The following is a 16,743-nucleotide window of genomic DNA, read 5'->3' on the forward strand; positions in this document are numbered from 1 at the left end:
TCAACTGTTCCCGGTCGATAATCTTCAAGCCCTTTGCAGCCAAACGTTCAACCTACATGGCATTGTGCACAATATCACCCAGACAAAACAACGGTTCGCCTGTAGCCATTTCGTCTTCTGCCATTTGAATGGCAAATTCAACTCCAAAACAGTAGCCTGAATTTTTATCAATGATCACATTCATGTTTACTTTTCCTGAGATTTATGCCGGAAGCATTCGTCTTATATATCTTCTAATCTGTATTCTTTTTCAATCATCTTGCCTATCGCCAGGTTCATGATGCAGTCAACCTGTTCTTCTACGGTGATGTAGGTTGTGTCGATCTCATACGCATCTGCAGCCTTACGCAACGGAGACTCTTCTCTTGTGGTATCCATCAGGTCGCGGCTCTGAATATTTGCAATGATATCTTCAAGGTCTACGATCTGCTTGCGTTCAAACAGCTCCTGCTGTCTTCTGAATGCGCGCACATTCATATCTGCAACCATGAATATTTTTAATTCTGCATCCGGAAATACATGTGTACCGATATCTCTGCCATCCATCACAACGCCTCTTTTACGGGCAAGCTTCTGCTGCAGGTCAACCAGATGTTTTCTTACTGCCGGTATTGCGCTTACTTCACTTACCTTTTCAGAAACATACATTTTCCGGATTTCAGATTCAACATTCAATCCATTCAGATATGTTTCACACACATCTATTTTATTATTATGAACAAAAGAAATATGAATTTGGTTTAAAGCTTCGGCAACTGCCCTGGGATTGGTACTATTGATGTAATGCTGGATAAAATACAGGGCAACGGCCCGGTACATCGCTCCGGTATCAATATATACATAGGCAAGTTTTGCCGCCAATATCTTCGCTGTTGTGCTTTTCCCGCATGCCGAATACCCGTCAATAGCTACGATAATTTTTTTCATAAAGAAGAATGCTTCAAGATCTCTTTTTATCCGTATTTTTTAAAAGGCTGAAGCCTTGAATCCGCACTGGATGCGGTTTATTTTTAACGGTTATGACCTGGCTTAGGCTTTTTACCTGTTCTTGGGTGCCATGACTGCTGCGACGCTCCACTACTACAGGATGATACTATACATGCTACCAAAATACTGCTTACAAGCGTTACAAACATTGCCTTTTTCATGAGATTATTGATTTAATATAAATACACACAAATTTATCTTTAAATGTAAAGAAAATCCACCTTTATTATTCCATTAATGGTGCTTTTTATGCTTCATTTTTGACTCTTTGTGCGGTTTGAACGGCTGACTTTTTGCAGCTTTTTTTTGCTGCAGGGCGTAACAGGAAACCAAACTCTGCATTATGACAGCAACAGTGCTATAAATTATTATTTTCTTCATATCCAATTTAATATAACTAATTATATGACAAACGTTTACTATATCATTGGTACTTTGCTCTGCAGCACCCTGGGCATGTTTTCCTGCGGACAGGAGGCTTCAACTACTTTGAATTTGCATGCTACAGTTCCGAATATTGTATTAGAACGCTTTCCCTGCCCAACGGGTTACTCAAGAAACATCACGGACACAAAATCTTTTGCCGGCTGGCTGGAAACCCTGCCTTTGAAAAAAGATGGTTCACCGGTACTTCTGTTTAATGGAGAACTGAAAAACAATCAACGCATTCATGCGGCAGTGTTGAATGTTGACCGGGGCACAAGAGATTTGCAGCAATGTGCCGATGCGATCATGCGCCTTCGAGCTGAATACCTGTATCAGAAAAAGGCCTACGATTCTATTGTTTTTACATTTACCAATGGTAACAAAGCAGCCTATTCAAAGTGGAGGGAAGGCTACAGGCCTTTGATTCATGGCAGTACCGTATCATGGACAAAATCTCAAAACAGAGATACCACTTATGCAAGCTTTCGTTCCTACCTCAACACAGTCTTTATGTATTGCGGTACCTACTCGCTTTCAAAGGAATTGAGGTCGGTTGAAATTAAAACTATAAAGGGTGGTGATGTCTTTATCCACGGCGGTTTCCCAGGCCATGCAATGATTGTTATTGACGTAGCTGTGGATACAATTACAGGCAAAAAAATCTTTATGCTGGCACAGAGTTATATGCCGGCACAGGATATTCATATTGTTAAAAATTTATCGGATCCGGACTTAAGTCCGTGGTATGAAATACCCGAAAACCGTGAGCTTAACACCCCTGAGTGGACGTTTGACACAACCGACCTGAAACGGTTTTAAGCCCCTTGTCCGCCGGGTGATACCTGGTGGTATCGTTGAATTTTAATTTTGCTTTTGCGTTCTTTTTTTGTTTTAGCTGGCTTCTCTTCTTTTGGTTTCCTTTTAAAGAAGAAAAACTTTTTGCCGGCTTTTTCTTCCTTGTCAGCTTTTTCTTCTTTCTTTTCTTTTTCCGCAACTGCTTTACCTTTGTCGTTAATGGTATAAACGATGCTTCTAGTTGGCTTGCCATCCTGAAAACATTCTTTTCTGCTCAGCAGACCTTTTGAATCATAGTAATATACCCATCCATTCAACTTACCTTTCTTATAAGTTTTTTTTGCCTGAAGATTTCCATCTTTATCATACGAAAAGCTTACGCCTGTTAACAGTCCATCCTTCCAGATCTCTTTACTTTTCAGCTTGCCTCCTTTATACCAATATCTCCATATACCGGTTTTTACGCCGTATTTAAACATTCCCTTTGCAAGCAGATCTTTATTGTTATAAAACATCACACATTTGCCATGAAGAATTTTTCCTTCATAAGCGCCCTGTGTCCTTTTAATATCATTTGCAGCATACCAATAATAAACCAGGTTATCCTTTTCCTTAATTTTTTTGTCGCCTGAATAGTAATATGTTTCAATAATGCTATCGCTATATTGAACGTATATCCTGTTCATTAAAATCTTATCCGGGTTTTCTATATTTATATTCTGAGCAAGAATAGAGGCAGAATAAAATAGACACACTAAAAATGTCAGGTTAATTTTTTTTAACATAATAAACTTTTTTATCGATCATAAGTTTAACTGAATCTTTTGTAATCTTCAACACGGTCATGTTCTCTATCTGATCGCCTTCCTGCAGCATATACTCTTTCCCCGACCATATTAGTATCGCTACGTTTCCTTTTTTATTTGAAATAAGACCAGCAAATTCAGGCAACACAATAGTCTCTTCTTCTTTAGCTGCACTTGTTTCAACAGGCCTTGTCTTCATAACAAGCGGCGTAGCGTTATTAGTTTTGCTTTCTGAATATTTAATCCCCTTCTTCAAAAAAGGATCTATATAATTCAATTTTAGTACATACTTTTTATTTTCTTCAACAGAATCAACTATTTTATTATTGCTGCGACTCTTTTGAAGCACAATATGCGAACGGTCTTCGCCTACATAATCATATACATTATACATGATCCATGCCCATATGCCAATTACAAGCAAAAGCAAAACGTATGTCGTTGATTTACCCTTCATCGTTCTTTTAAGGATTCACGGTAAATTTCGTTCTTTGCGAAGAGCTTCCCGGATAACCGTTGTTATCCAGTGCCGTAACCGTCCAGAAATATGTTCTGCCAAGATCCAGGTCACTTATTGAAGTGCTGTTTGTAGTAACTGTCTGCGTGCGGATAACCGTAACGGAATCACTTTGGTAGATGTACAGCTTATAACTCTTAACATCGTCAATAGCAGACCAGCTAAATGAAACTGGTGCAGAAGTCTTCGCTCCGTTTTTCGGTGCAAGAAGATCAATATCTGTCATTGTATAATAGAATGTTTGTGGGGCAGTATATAATGATTCTTCGCCTGAAGAGCTGATAGCCTTTATCCTCCACCAATAATCTCCGCGTCTAGGAATTACTTTTTTAATTGAAGTAAGAGCATTCTTTACAGTATCCGTAAACATTGGGTCAGAGAAATCTTCTGTGATGGTATCTATTTCAATGATATAGGTTTGAGCATCATATAAGGCCTCCCATGAAAATTTGATAGAAGAGGTTGTTGATATGGTTTCTGCGGCAGGTTCTTTAACCGTTACTTTCTGTTGTGTAAAATCGCCTTTTTTAACATAGATTTTCCCGTAATGAAAGGCTGTTTCACTGCTTGAATTTTCTGCGCGCAATCTCCACTCATATTCGCCCGGCTGAAACCCTAATGCAACCTGCGTAGCTGTAACGGTTGTATCATAAATATAATTTCCCGAATGGAAATTGTCGTTGCATACCTGCAAACGATATCTAGTAGCATAACTTACATCCTGCCACATAAAAGTCTGCGTGTATTGTGTGATTGTTACTGAATCTGCAGGAGAATCAACAACCAGGTCTGCATTCTTAATTGACTTCTCAAATATCAATCCGCAGCTTGCAAGCATGAACAAGCAGAACAGACTTATCATATACCCTATATATTTCATCTTAATGAAAGGTTTTGAATGTAAATCTCAGTAAGCAAAACATCCTTTTGTAATTTATGATCTTTATACATATAAAATCTTACTGAACTTATTTTACCAATATTGCTGTCATATTCAATATGGTTGATCAACTGCAGGAGATTTGCATATTCCCCTTCAGCAACTATTTTATTTGTTTCGAGTAAATATCCACCCTTTTGCGTAATACCTTCTTCCGGGAAATCTCTCAACCGAATTCTTTTCTGTTTGCAGAACTCTGCCAACAGATGAAAGATGTATTCTTTATTTTTAACAGAATCTGAAGAGAATTTATTAAGCTTTATTTTAATAACTTTTTTTTCGGCCTCCAATGTTCGTATAGACTCTTCTGAAGTTGTTGCTTTAACCAGCTGTTGATCCAACTCTCTTGAAAGTGTGTATTCTTCTATCGTTTTTGAGATCGCGAATTGATAAATCAATACAACCAAAAACAGAAGGATAAATATGTTTTTATATTTTAAAATCAATGCAGTCATTTAAATATTACCCTCCAATACAAAAAAACCGGCAGAAGCACTTTGGTCATAATGATATTCTTCCATCTTCAAATTTTTAATGCCGGTTTTTGCTTCTATCGTTTTCAACCATTGATTCAGGGAAGACATATTTTTCGTTATTCCTTTAATAGAAACTTTCTTCTGCTGATAAACCAATTCTTTTTCTTTTCTGCTAGCCTGGTCATCTACCGGATTGATCGCTAATTCTTTTAATTGAACATCGGACGGTACAGATGCAGCAAGTGCATCGCATAATTGCGACACTGAAAAATTATCTGCCAAACCTACATCACTCAGTAATATTTTCTTTTCAGAAACGTATTTTTCCAGTGAGTCCAATTTTTTAAGTTTATCCTGATAGATACCCAGCTTAGTTCTATTAATGTTATTTGCTTTACTCAGATTAGAAAATAATATAAAGTTTGCAATCAGAACCACTAATACGATTGCCAATACAGCTAAACCTTTCCGTTTCCAGAGTACCTTGTCTTTATATAAGTGTTTCTGTTCATTTGTAATTTCCGAATCTTCTATTGTACAATATGCAATCCTGGCTTCTTCAAAAAATAAATAACTATTTACAACCGTGTAAGCATTCAGATATTCGCTTTTAATATTTTCATTCGCAATCATAAATTCCTGTTGCGAATCAGCATTTACTTTATCCGAATAGCATTCAACAAGCTCTTTATTTTCATCTACAATTAACAGATTACCATCAAATGCGATATTACTTTGCGTAATGCTATTTGTGATTTTCAAAAAATGATGTGTGATGTATGAACCTAATGAAACAGAAATTGTGTAAAAGCCTGCGGAACGAATGTCAGACAAAATCGACTTCAATGTTTCCTGTCTGATGAGCGATAAAAAATAACCTGTTGGAGTGAGGTATTTTTGTGTAACAATTTCATTCGCATCCATTCCGGGAAACAGATTCTTGTCCTGCTGGCTTCCGGGAACAAATTTGTTAATGATGCCTTTGCCCGTTATGCATAAGATAACAGGCGTATCTGCATTTAAATTTGCTTTCAGTTCCTCCAGGTTTCCTGTTGTCTGCGTGTTTTCAACTGTAATTTTTCCATTACTGTTTTTAATCACGAGCAGACGGTATTCTTTCGTAAGATCATTATTGATCTTTACCGATAAGCCGGCAATTTTATCCGTACCTTTTAACCAGGATTTAACTAAAGAAACCATCGCTCACAAAGAAGTTAGTATATAATCGTTGGTTTGATAAATATTACTGTTACAGATTTACTCTTCGTTTTTGTTCTGCTGCTGAATAACCATTTTAAAACCGGTATTCTTGAAAGTACAGGTACACCGGAACTTTCATGTGATTTTTGAATTTTTTCAAGTCCGCCTAATACAATCATTTCTTCATTCTTTACGCGTACAATAGATTTGAACTGACTTGTAGATGTATTGGGAGGGGAATTGGAAGTATTCGATTGCTGGCTGGCAGGAAGAAAGTCTGTCATGTTCACATCAATATTCAATGTTACCTGATCATCTCCGGAAACAAGCGGCTTAATTGTTATTGTTTGGTTTGCCTGTACGGAGTTCCATTGAACTGTCTTGATCGTATTTGTTGTTAATGAGCCAATGGTATTTTGTGTCTCTACATAATAATAGGAAGTTCTTCCGATTGACATTGTTGCATCGTGTCCATTCAACGTTGATAGTTTAGGAGTGGATTTAACTTCAATATTTGCGTTCTGTTCCAGGGCGCTTAGTGTCATATAAAAATCCGGTGTTACCTGACCAATGTTAATAGCATTGTTTGCTCCAATGGTGCTTAAAAAATTATTAATTGTTTTAGAACTTAACGTAAGATCAAGCCCCGGCAGGAAGGTTCCCCCTGTAACAACCGAATCTTTTAATCCCGCCGTAATACCAGTCTTAACTGTTCTGCTTTTATTTACTTCCATGATGATTACTTCAATAAGCACCATCGGAACTATTTTATCGATGCTGTTTATAAAGGCTTCTATCTCGTTGATCTGCGGTAATGATCCTGACAACAGAATACTGTTGAGTTCTTTAAATTCTTTGATCTCCACGCCTTTTTTTAATTCTGCCGGAATAACATCCTGAATATTATCCAACGATCTGTACCGAAGCTGTAATACTTTGTGTGTACGCAAACCTTCAATTTTTCTGTCACCAATCAGATACAATCCATTTTCTTCTTTAAATGTATATTCGGTTGATTGCAATAAGAATGTAAGCAATTCTGAATAAGTGGCATTCGTTACAAAAGACGTGCAATTGCCTTTGATATCCGAGTACATAAAATATTTCAATCCTGCTTTAGCAGCAACTGTTTTAAGTACCTCAGAAATTGGTGCATTAATCGCTTCTAAATGTATTTTTTTAAAACCCGCGGAATCATCTACGAAACAGCGTATAGATGAGGGTTGAGCCGCTGCCTGCTGATAACCGGAATTGTAGCCTGAATTGTTGTTCTGAAAGCCGGCATTATTATTTTCCAATCCATACGATGGTTTGAAGCCTGTATTATTGGCGTCCGTAAGTGTATTTTCGCCTTCGTTTATATTTTTTATCACATAAAAATTATCGTCTGTTTTAATAACTTTCAGATTGTTTGCATACGCCATCTTGCTTACTGCAGCTTCAAACGGCATTTCTTCAATATACACGCTCACCATTTTATTATCCAGTCCGGCAGAAAGTATAACGTTCTTTTTAGTGATCTGGGTAATCTTTTTAACAACGGCAACCAATGAATCATTTTTCAAATCCACACTCAGTAAATTTGAATATCCGCTATATCGAATGTTTAGCTCTTTAGCAACATATGCAGGTTTTTCAACGAGGGGGACATATTGATAGAATGACATGATAGAACCGGTAAAACGGATGTCAAGATCATATTCCCTTGCCAAAAAGAGAACTACATTCAATACCGTTTCTTTAGAAAAGTTATTATATACTTTAAAATTCAATTGCGGATCAATATTGATGTTCAGCTCATGTGCTTCTGCAATACCTCGCAGAAACTCCTGTATACTCACACCTGAGACAGAAAAATCTATCTGGTCATTCAATCCAGGTGCTCCGGCTTTAGCTATTTTGTTCAGTTTGGCTTCCAGAGAATCAATCCTGGCTGATTCTGTTTGAGCATGTACAAACGTACAAATGAAGCATAGCAAAATAGGAATAAGAAAATTCCGTAACATAATCTGTCAGAAGTTTACTAGTAACGAATATATTTCATCCAAAGACGTTTCGCCTTCAGCAAAGAGGTTAAATGCATTATCTGAAAGTGTTTTTATATTTCTTTCTTTCAGCTGTGCGGACACATCGAAGATGGTATTCTTGATACACTCAGACATTTCCTGGTCAATAGGTATTACTTCGTAAATGGCTTTACGTCCTTTGTAACCTGTGTAATAACAGGCTTCGCAGCCTTTTGATGTATAATGATATTCTACTGCAAAAGGTGCTTTAAATGCCTTGGGGTATTCTCCAGGATTAAATACCTGTTTTTGTTTGCATGCCGGACAGAGCAGCCTTACCAGGCGCTGCGCAACAGATGAACTCAATGTACCTGCCAGCAGGAAAGCCGGCACACCCATATCCACCAATCTGAAAACTGTTCCCCAGGCAGAGTTTGTATGAATGGTTGAAAGTACCAGGTGTCCTGTTTGTGCTAATCGTATAGCCATATTGGCTGTATCTTCATCGCGGATCTCGCCCACCATGATAACATCCGGATCCTGTCGTAAGAATGTACGCAGTGTAACACCGAAATTCAACCCTATATTTTCTTTCAGCTGTACCTGATTAATACCGGGCAGGGTATATTCAACAGGATCTTCGATCGTCAGTACATTCCTTGTATCTTCATTCAACAACTTCAGGGTTGCATACAAGGTTGTTGTCTTTCCTGAACCTGTGGGTCCGCTGATCAATATCAGGCCTTGCTTACGCCTGGTGCCTTGCAAATACGCTGTAAGTGTATCCTGTTCAAAGCCCAGTTTTTCAATGGATATATTTGTTGCATTCTGGCTGAGCAAACGCATTACAATTTTTTCTCCATACAAGGTCGGCAGCACCGAAACACGTATGTCGAATTTTTCAGTAGTGGTTTGAAAGAAAATACGGCCGTCTTGTGGCAATCGCTTTTCAGAGATATCCATATGAGCCATAATCTTAATGCGGTTCACCAATGAGGGGTAGTGCTCCCGCTCTATAATAAAGCGTTCAACCAACATCCCGTCAATCCGGATCCGGACACGGCATTTCTGTTCATATATTTCCAAATGAATATCACTACTGCGAATGCTTTGTGCTTCCACAATTAACCTTGTCAAAAAATCATCTGAGCCGGAAGTGTATTGCAGCACGCCGCCACTTGATTCCTGTGTCTCCTGTTCTTTCCGGTAAAAAGTAGACAACCATTTTCTGATCGTGGGTGAAGGTTTTACAATGAATTGTACAGGCTTGCCCAGAATTAATTCCAGTTCTTCTGCCGTATCCGATTGATTGCTTTCTTCGTCAATAAAGAAATCTGCTTCTGCAGTGTGAACCGGCACGGGCACAATGTTATAATGCCACGCCTGTTCGGGCGTAAGCTGCTGAATTTCCTGTGCCGTTAATACTAGTTCATCCATATTATTCCATAATCCATTGAGGAATATGACATGTGCCTAAAATGCCTGTATAATAAAAATCGAGTAGCTGTACTACGATTAAACATGCAGACTGAATACCTGCCAAAGGAATTGAATCCTTTAACATCTTTAATTGTTTTCTTAAGAATATAAATAATATTATTACTACCAACAGACTCGCAATATTGAACATTACAAATGTGGGGACACTCATAAAAGGAGTCAGACAGAAATAAAACAATATATCACCTACGCCAATTACGGCTGTGCTTTGCATGCCTCTAACCCATTTAAAATAAACCGCAATAATGGCGAACTGAATAAATAATATACAGCTATTGATCATGAGGTTCTCTAAAAAGAGTTCGCCGAAGCCGCAATGTGTTTGTTGAACAGCTAATACACACATTGCCAAAAGCAAGTAGCAGAATAAATATACTTTTCTTTCTTTGAAATCCTGGACGCAAATCCAGGCGGAGATTGCAATCAGTGAGCCTGCAGCAAGTAAATTCGCAGACATCTGTTAATCTTTTACTACTTCCTGAAGATTTTTATCCTGATCAATTTCCCAGATATTAAATTGTCCGTCTCCATCAAAATCAACCACTGCTGTTGCACGTGCTTTAAAGCCTGACGGACCAGCTTCTACAATTTCAACTCTGTAATTCGCTGTTCCGTTTTCGTTTTCCGTTACCAGTTTTTCCTGCACGAAGCCTATCGCTTCCAGATCTGCCGGATATTTTGATTTTTCATAGAAAGCGGATTTTTCCAATGTATAAACATGTTCCAATTGAACTTTGGCTTCCGTGCTTTTTGCACGCGAAATCAAGGGCATTAAATTGGGCAATGCCAACAAAACCAAAATCCCTACAATTACTAATACAACCAATACTTCCGTCAACGTAAATGCCGAAACTTTATATTTGAAATTATATTTCTTCATTTTTTAAAACATTATTATATTATTAAACAAAGATACGAAACCTAATTCCAAGGACTTCTTATTAACAATATAATTTTTTTAGAAGGAACTACCGAGCTGAAACAGAGGCAAATACATGGCTATCAAGATAACTCCTACAATGGCGCCCAGCAGTACAATCATGACCGGTTCAATTAAAGAGCCAATCAGGGCAGATTTATGCTCGGCATCCTCAGCATATTGCTTATGAAGCTGATCCAGAAAACGGTCAATTTTATTAACCTCTTCACCGACTTTAATCAGATAAACCATACGACGGTCGAAGATTGGGTAGTCTGACAGGCACGCAAACAACGAAGCTCCATTGATGATCCGGGGTTCGATTTCTTCGAGTGCTTTTTCTATCGGATAAAAATCAATCATAAGCCGCACCATGGATATCGCCCGCACCATATCGACCCGGGAAGATAACAGCAGGTGCATGGAGTTGCAGAAACGCGCCAGGTATAACTTATGAAAGATCGGACCAACAACCGGTATTTTTAAAATCATCTTTGAATAATATTTTCTGTACCATTCTTTTTTTCTGTTGAGTACAAAAAACATGATAATAGCTATTGTTGCCAGAAAACCCAGCAACCAGAAGGTCCTTAAAAAATCAGACATGACAATAATGGCTTTGGTAATTGCCGGCAATTCTCCTTTAAATCGTTTGAAGATCTCGCTGAACATCGGCACCATAAAATTGAGCATGAAAAATATTGCGCCAAATGCTGTTACCAGTACAATGCAGGGGTAGGTAAGAGCAGATACCAGCTGGCGGCGCTGCCTGATAAGACGTTGATAATACAATCCGAGATCTTCGAGCACCTGTGTTGTTTTACCTGTCTCCTCGCCAATCTGAATACTGAAATATTCATACGGACTAAAGAAACCAGACGATTGAACTGCTTGTGACAAGCTTCTTCCCGCAATGATATCTTCCCTTATTCTACGAATCAGCACTTTATCCTTTTCTTTCTCCTGCTCTTCTTCCAGCAATTCAAAAGAAGTTTTAATATCCATGCCTGAGCCCATCAGCACGCTCAGCTCTTCGTAAAAAAGCTGCTTCTTCGTATTGGTAAAAGATGAACCGAAGCTAATGTCCCTGTTCAACCAATTGACAGAAGTTGTTTCCGTTTTGTGAACAGTAGTCTTGTTTACAGCTCCTGCTGCAACCGAATTCTTTTTTATCTGTTTCAGATCAAGTGCCATGGGATGTAACTGTATTAATGATTAAGACGGAACAATTGTTCTGCAGCATATTGTTTTTCTATGTATACATAATTTGAATCTTCCTCTTTTATAAAAGAAAGATTGACCTGGTCAATCAAGGCAGAGTCTGCAACAGATTTTTTATTAAAGAATGCTTCGCGCGTACAGGCTCCGGTGTAAAAGGTATCCAGACGGCCGCAATTGCGCACTACAAACGAATCCTGCATGCTGTATACAACATGTGAGGTATCTGTCCGTTCAAAATACAAGCCTGAAGGTGTTGTGTACATATAGGTGCAGCCCGCAGCATCTTCTTTCAACAAGCGCTCCATGTTCACCGCGTCATATACTTCGTTCGTAAGTCTTCTGTATTTTGTCCATTGTTTAAAGATCATTTGATACATAACAAATGTTCCGGAAATCACAATGGCTGAAATAGTCAGTGCAATGATTGTTTCCAATACAGTGAATGCCGGCACCTTTTTCATTTCTGTATATATATTAGATTTTTGTACCGTGCCACAACGCTATCGGCAGCATCTTTCGCTCTAAGCTCAACCACAATAAAGTCTGGCTGTGCTGCAGGACGTATGCTGCGTTCAATGGTGTATGGGTCTACATACATAGTATTATCCGAATAGAGCTTATTCTGTTCTACATACTGCATTTCTTTTTCAAGCATATGCTCTGCCCGCACATGACGCATGGTATAGGTAACAGGTAAGATCTTCGTATATACACTGATCAGGATTCCAAACAAAATCATGAGTACGGTTGTTGCAATAACAGCCTCCATAATGGAAATGGCGCTAACCTGTTTGGTTGCTAAGCTTTTTATTATTGCAGCCATTTCAGTACGCGGTTTGTTTGATTGGTCGTTTGGAGGAAATAGCCTCCGGTAAAATGTTTTGAAAGAGCTGTATAATCAATGGTTGCACCCAAAAGTAAATTGTCGTATTGCGTTGTTTTTGATTCGTAATAAAAACTATATGCAGTAACATTGCCGTTCACAGTACCTTTGATACAGGCCATGCCATTTGTTAATACCTGGCCTTTCAGCGTTGCATTTTTTTCAATGGTTACCAATGTGCGTTTCTGGTCGTCCTGATCCTGCCAGCTGATGAGCAGGCCTTCAACCAGCGCGCCGGATTCTATGCGGATTACAGGTTTGTCTTTGTATTTTTTCTTCAGCAATACAATAGCTGAAGGGTAGGTAAGTTCACACGCAGGTTGGACAACCACCGAATCCCAGGCGATGACCTGCAGGTTGCCTTTAAATCCATTTTCAATTTTTACCGAAGGCGCAACAATGATGACATCTTTTAATTTGCAGGATGCCGCAATGGTGAGGGGGCCGGATGCATAGAGAAATACATTGCCTTGAATGTTTGCGCGGTTTAAATATCCACCGCCGTTGATATTTATAAAGGCTGTAGGATTGAAGAAGGAATTATGTACATACTCTGAAAGTTCCGTTATGACCATGCCTGCAGGGAATACACCATCGGCAAGTTTGTTTAAATAATCATAACAAACAGAATCAACCCCGGGCATGTATCTGCTTGATCTTTCTACCTTACCAAATATAATCGTGTCGCCGTGGTAAGAATCGTCTTCCACGAATGTTTTTTTAGCACCTGCACCGGGCAGGTAACAAAAGCCTTTGATTTTTGTTATGCCGCTTACGGCCAGTGGCCGATCTCTGTCCTGCAGGTAGATAGCCGATCTGCAAAGTTGCGGCAGATCGCGGCCTTTTAAAAATGCGCGTCGCAGGGTGTCATGTGGAGCAAAGGTCTCAAGGCTGAACATGGTAAACAGTCCCCAGTAGTTTGCTTTGATGTGCACGCTGTCTTGTCCGTCTGCAAACAGATCTACTGCCTCGGTGCGGTTCATGAAATCTTTTTCCGGCGCATGTAAAACCAGCGTGGTTGCCGCATCTATGTTGTGCTGCAACTGTATTTTTGTGCGGTCGGTATAGATGTGTCCTTTATATAAAAACGAATAATTGATCAGCGCGCCGGTGATGATAAAGCACAGCACGGAGATAATTATGACTACAAATAAGGCATTGGCTGATACGCGCATCACTCGGTAAATTGAGGATTAAATGTAGTAGTATTTAAGGGGAATTGGAAGTAAAGTTTGAATCGTAATTGCAATTCAATATTATTTGACATTGTTAAATAATATTGAATCGTAGAATTTGATTCAGATCATTTATAATTTATATAAGACTGGAGATTTTATGTATTTCTTTTATCCATTTTTTATTTATAAAATGTTTGCTCGTAGTATGATATAATTACATATTATAGGGGTTTAATTTATGAATCAAACCCCTATAATATGTGATATTCTTTAGCATTACAGAAGACCCATATCAATAATAAAATTATTCATTAAAAATACAACTCGCTTAGTATTGTGACTCAGAACCAAATATTAATATAAGTTTAGACAAAAATTAAGGTGCATAACTTGGCCTTCTTCCCCTTAAAAGAGCAGCTGCCCCTCCTACAGATTTTGGATCAATAGTTATTTCAGTGCCTCTAGTCTCTCCCCATATATTGGTAGTATTCACATCAAGTGTGACCCCGGGTAAACCAGCCTCTACCTGAACTGCGATAAATCCAGCATTGACTGAAGCTAATATAGCTCCATCGCTATTAGTTCCAACAGTTACAATTCTTAAGTTTAAGGTATGTTCAGTATTGTCATAAATACCATTAAAAGTTGTCACATTTGTTTGAAATAAATTTGTCGAACCTGTTGTACTTGATGTGTATCCTTTATAATTCCCAACAGGAGTGGGAAGAGATAGGCCGCTATTATTTGTATAAGTGGTTCCATGACTATTCTTTAAAGCTTGCAAAGCTTTCAAAGCTAATATCGGCCCTATACCCATCACATAATTAGCATGCTTGTCAAAAAAACCTATAACACTATGATTATCAGACTCAAAATATCTAGGATATACCTCAATATCTCCATAAACCCAACCTAATTCTGGGTCAAAAGTGCCTCCATAATTTTCAGTTACATCATTTCTTTGATAATAATACCCCCTACCTTCCTCGTAATCAACTTTAAAATTTTTAATCCCTGAAACAAGCCCTGCAGTCCAAGCTCCAAATCTTGTTTTATAACCCCCATCAGGATCTACACCATTCATCGGATCATTACCCATCCCCACATAAGGAGAATGATACTGATTATACGGATCTCTGCTCAACCAACGACCAATAACCGGGTCATACATACGCAGGTCAAAGTCATTCCAACCAGTCTCGTCCATTTCAGCTTCACAATAGTCACCTTGATAGCCAAAACGTGAAAGCAATCCAGCTGTTTCAAAATGTCTATCCGGGATTACTTCTCCAAATGGGAAGTAATCAGCCCAGCTTACCACGTCAGCTTTACCTGGTGATTTTCTAATACGATTGATGGTAGCACGTACGTTACCTAAATGGTCTTTTAACTCATAGGTGAATGTAAGTGCCGATCCGTTTTTGTATACGACTCCAATACGTGCTGAACTGTATACAGGAATTTCGGCCTGTTGCTGGCTGCCGGATTTAGTATCATAGAGACTTACGATATTTCCGGAGGCATCCAGCACATACCAGGTAGTATTTGTTAATACTCCCCCTGAATAGGTAAGCTTTTTTACCTTTTGTCCACGCTCGTTATACTCATAGGTAACCTTAACAACATCATTTCCATTTTTTATTTCAATCACCTGCCCAGCTGTATTGTACTTAAGTTTTTTAACTTTCCCATCAGCATCTGTCTGCTGCGTCATCTGACCAATGGCATTGTATAGATACGTGCGGAATGCAGCACTTACTAACTGTACACTTGCCAGCTTATTGGTGTTAGCTACATAGTTATAAAACAGACTTTCTGTTCCGGCTGTTTTATATGTAAGCTTACCAATTATATTGCCATTCAAATCATACGACACACCAGTTAAATAAGTGTCTGGATTAGTACGAACAAACTTGCTTGTTGTAAGATCCTGTACACCATAAAATCCTGTCTTAAGCTGATATTTTGAATCGTAATTAAAGCTCATCTGGTTGGGATAGTTTCCTGTATTCAATTTCTCTGAAGTCTGCCAGAGTACACTTCGTATCGTACCGTTATACATGTTCGATTGCGTTACTCCATCCAGGCCAATCAAACCGTAATTTGAGCTATGCATATCGCCCGGTGTTGCATATGCCACTGTACCGTTGGAATAATCACCATCAAAATAATCCAGGCTCATGCCGAATACATCTGCCGTGAAACCAGCATTTGGTGTGCCGGCCATGGCGTCTTTACCCGGATCTTTCGCGGTATTCATTTCCGGGTGATTGATACCTTTCAACCAGCCCTGAATCGTATATACATAATCAACACCTTGCAGGCTTTCACCCAGCTCTCTTCGTTTTAACGGACCATGCAGATAATAACTGTTTTTTTCATGCAGCTTCACCAGCCCGTTAGACTCACGGGTAGAAGTAGTCTTTAATCTTCCGATTTTATCGTAAGTATATATATGAATAAAACGATCACTGGCATCATTTTTCTGATAAATACTTTGCAACAACCTGTTGTTTTCATCATACACATAATCCATGGTCTTTGAACCCAATGTTGGTAAGGTTTGAGCCATCCACTCTAACCTTCCTTCATTGTCATAACTATAAGCCGTTGTATAGCCCGCCTTGTTTGAAGTCAATGCTGCCTGATTCCACACATTCCTTCTTTGCCTTGTAGCAATTGTCCCTCCGCTCGCATTTAATATATTATATACAGTCGTTGTACTGTATTCAATCAGATTGTAATCAACCAGATAATTCAAAGATGTTAAACCACCGTAATTTGTACTCTGGCTGTTATTTAAAATGCCGATCACGGTATTCGCAACCGGAGATGCATCATATTGCTTCTGTGTTTTGAATGATAACGGTGCACTATTCAATCCATTCT

16 protein-coding genes and 1 pseudogene are annotated in these 16,743 nt (G+C 38.7%); 1 reads left to right on the plus strand and 16 read right to left on the minus strand.

Features of this window, described 5'->3' with window-relative positions:
* Positions 1-55: 55 nt before the first annotated feature.
* Together ACTHJT_RS04265 and cmk are read right to left on the minus strand one after the other, a co-directional pair.
* Positions 56-184: pseudogene (locus ACTHJT_RS04265) on the minus strand (4-hydroxy-3-methylbut-2-enyl diphosphate reductase); the annotation flags it as partial.
* 38 nt (positions 185-222) lie between these two features.
* On the minus strand, positions 223-927 hold the full coding sequence (cmk, locus tag ACTHJT_RS04270) for a (d)CMP kinase (RefSeq protein WP_440236605.1): 705 nt from the start codon (positions 925-927) through the stop codon (positions 223-225).
* 465 nt (positions 928-1,392) lie between these two features.
* On the opposite strand from cmk, the gene ACTHJT_RS04275 reads away from it, so the two are divergent.
* Complete coding sequence (locus ACTHJT_RS04275; RefSeq protein ID WP_440236606.1) at positions 1,393-2,232, plus strand: DUF4846 domain-containing protein; 840 nt, start codon at positions 1,393-1,395, stop codon at positions 2,230-2,232.
* On the opposite strand, the gene ACTHJT_RS04280 is transcribed toward ACTHJT_RS04275, so the two are convergent.
* From ACTHJT_RS04280 to ACTHJT_RS04345, 14 genes are all read right to left on the minus strand, one after another.
* The gene (locus ACTHJT_RS04280) at positions 2,229-2,993 is read right to left on the minus strand and encodes a toxin-antitoxin system YwqK family antitoxin (RefSeq protein ID WP_440236608.1); all 765 of its coding nucleotides are present in this window, start codon (positions 2,991-2,993) and stop codon (positions 2,229-2,231) included. The two genes, ACTHJT_RS04275 and ACTHJT_RS04280, sit on opposite strands and share 4 nt — an antisense overlap.
* On the minus strand, positions 2,977-3,471 hold the full coding sequence (locus ACTHJT_RS04285) for a hypothetical protein (RefSeq protein WP_440236609.1): 495 nt from the start codon (positions 3,469-3,471) through the stop codon (positions 2,977-2,979). Before ACTHJT_RS04285 ends, ACTHJT_RS04280 begins: the two co-directional genes overlap by 17 nt.
* Positions 3,472-3,478: 7 nt before the next feature.
* Positions 3,479-4,411, minus strand: coding sequence for a hypothetical protein (locus ACTHJT_RS04290; RefSeq protein ID WP_440236610.1), 933 nt, complete (start codon positions 4,409-4,411; stop codon positions 3,479-3,481).
* Complete coding sequence (locus ACTHJT_RS04295; RefSeq protein WP_440236611.1) at positions 4,408-4,926, minus strand: hypothetical protein; 519 nt, start codon at positions 4,924-4,926, stop codon at positions 4,408-4,410. The genes ACTHJT_RS04290 and ACTHJT_RS04295 overlap by 4 nt, the downstream gene beginning before the upstream one ends.
* Positions 4,927-6,147, minus strand: a complete 1,221-nt coding sequence (locus tag ACTHJT_RS04300; protein WP_440236612.1) for a hypothetical protein — start codon at positions 6,145-6,147, stop codon at positions 4,927-4,929.
* Positions 6,148-6,161: 14 nt separating this feature from the next.
* Entirely contained in the window at positions 6,162-8,153 is a 1,992-nt protein-coding gene (locus ACTHJT_RS04305) for a type II secretion system protein GspD (RefSeq protein ID WP_440236613.1), read from the minus strand.
* Between the two features lie 6 nt (positions 8,154-8,159).
* Positions 8,160-9,590: a GspE/PulE family protein gene (locus ACTHJT_RS04310; protein ID WP_440236614.1), complete on the minus strand. Its 1,431-nt coding sequence runs from the start codon at positions 9,588-9,590 to the stop codon at positions 8,160-8,162.
* Position 9,591: 1 nt separating this feature from the next.
* Positions 9,592-10,110 carry a hypothetical protein gene (locus ACTHJT_RS04315; RefSeq protein ID WP_440236615.1) on the minus strand — a complete coding sequence of 173 codons (519 nt, stop codon included), beginning with the start codon at positions 10,108-10,110 and terminating at the stop codon, positions 9,592-9,594.
* A gap of 3 nt (positions 10,111-10,113) precedes the next feature.
* Positions 10,114-10,533, minus strand: a complete 420-nt coding sequence (locus tag ACTHJT_RS04320) for a prepilin-type N-terminal cleavage/methylation domain-containing protein (RefSeq protein WP_440236616.1) — start codon at positions 10,531-10,533, stop codon at positions 10,114-10,116.
* A 78-nt stretch (positions 10,534-10,611) separates the two neighbouring features.
* Positions 10,612-11,766: a type II secretion system F family protein gene (locus ACTHJT_RS04325; RefSeq protein WP_440236617.1), complete on the minus strand. Its 1,155-nt coding sequence runs from the start codon at positions 11,764-11,766 to the stop codon at positions 10,612-10,614.
* A gap of 14 nt (positions 11,767-11,780) precedes the next feature.
* Positions 11,781-12,254, minus strand: a complete 474-nt coding sequence (locus ACTHJT_RS04330; RefSeq protein WP_440236618.1) for a PulJ/GspJ family protein — start codon at positions 12,252-12,254, stop codon at positions 11,781-11,783.
* Positions 12,251-12,616, minus strand: coding sequence for a hypothetical protein (locus tag ACTHJT_RS04335; RefSeq protein ID WP_440236619.1), 366 nt, complete (start codon positions 12,614-12,616; stop codon positions 12,251-12,253). Before ACTHJT_RS04335 ends, ACTHJT_RS04330 begins: the two co-directional genes overlap by 4 nt.
* Positions 12,604-13,854: a hypothetical protein gene (locus ACTHJT_RS04340; RefSeq protein WP_440236620.1), complete on the minus strand. Its 1,251-nt coding sequence runs from the start codon at positions 13,852-13,854 to the stop codon at positions 12,604-12,606. Before ACTHJT_RS04340 ends, ACTHJT_RS04335 begins: the two co-directional genes overlap by 13 nt.
* Before the next feature lie 376 nt (positions 13,855-14,230).
* A partial coding sequence (locus ACTHJT_RS04345; protein ID WP_440236621.1) for an RHS repeat domain-containing protein occupies positions 14,231-16,743 on the minus strand: 2,513 nt, incomplete at its 5' end.

Origin of the sequence: Cytophaga sp., from assembly GCF_051961495.1 — a bacterium.
GTDB lineage: Bacteria > Bacteroidota > Bacteroidia > Cytophagales > Cytophagaceae > Cytophaga.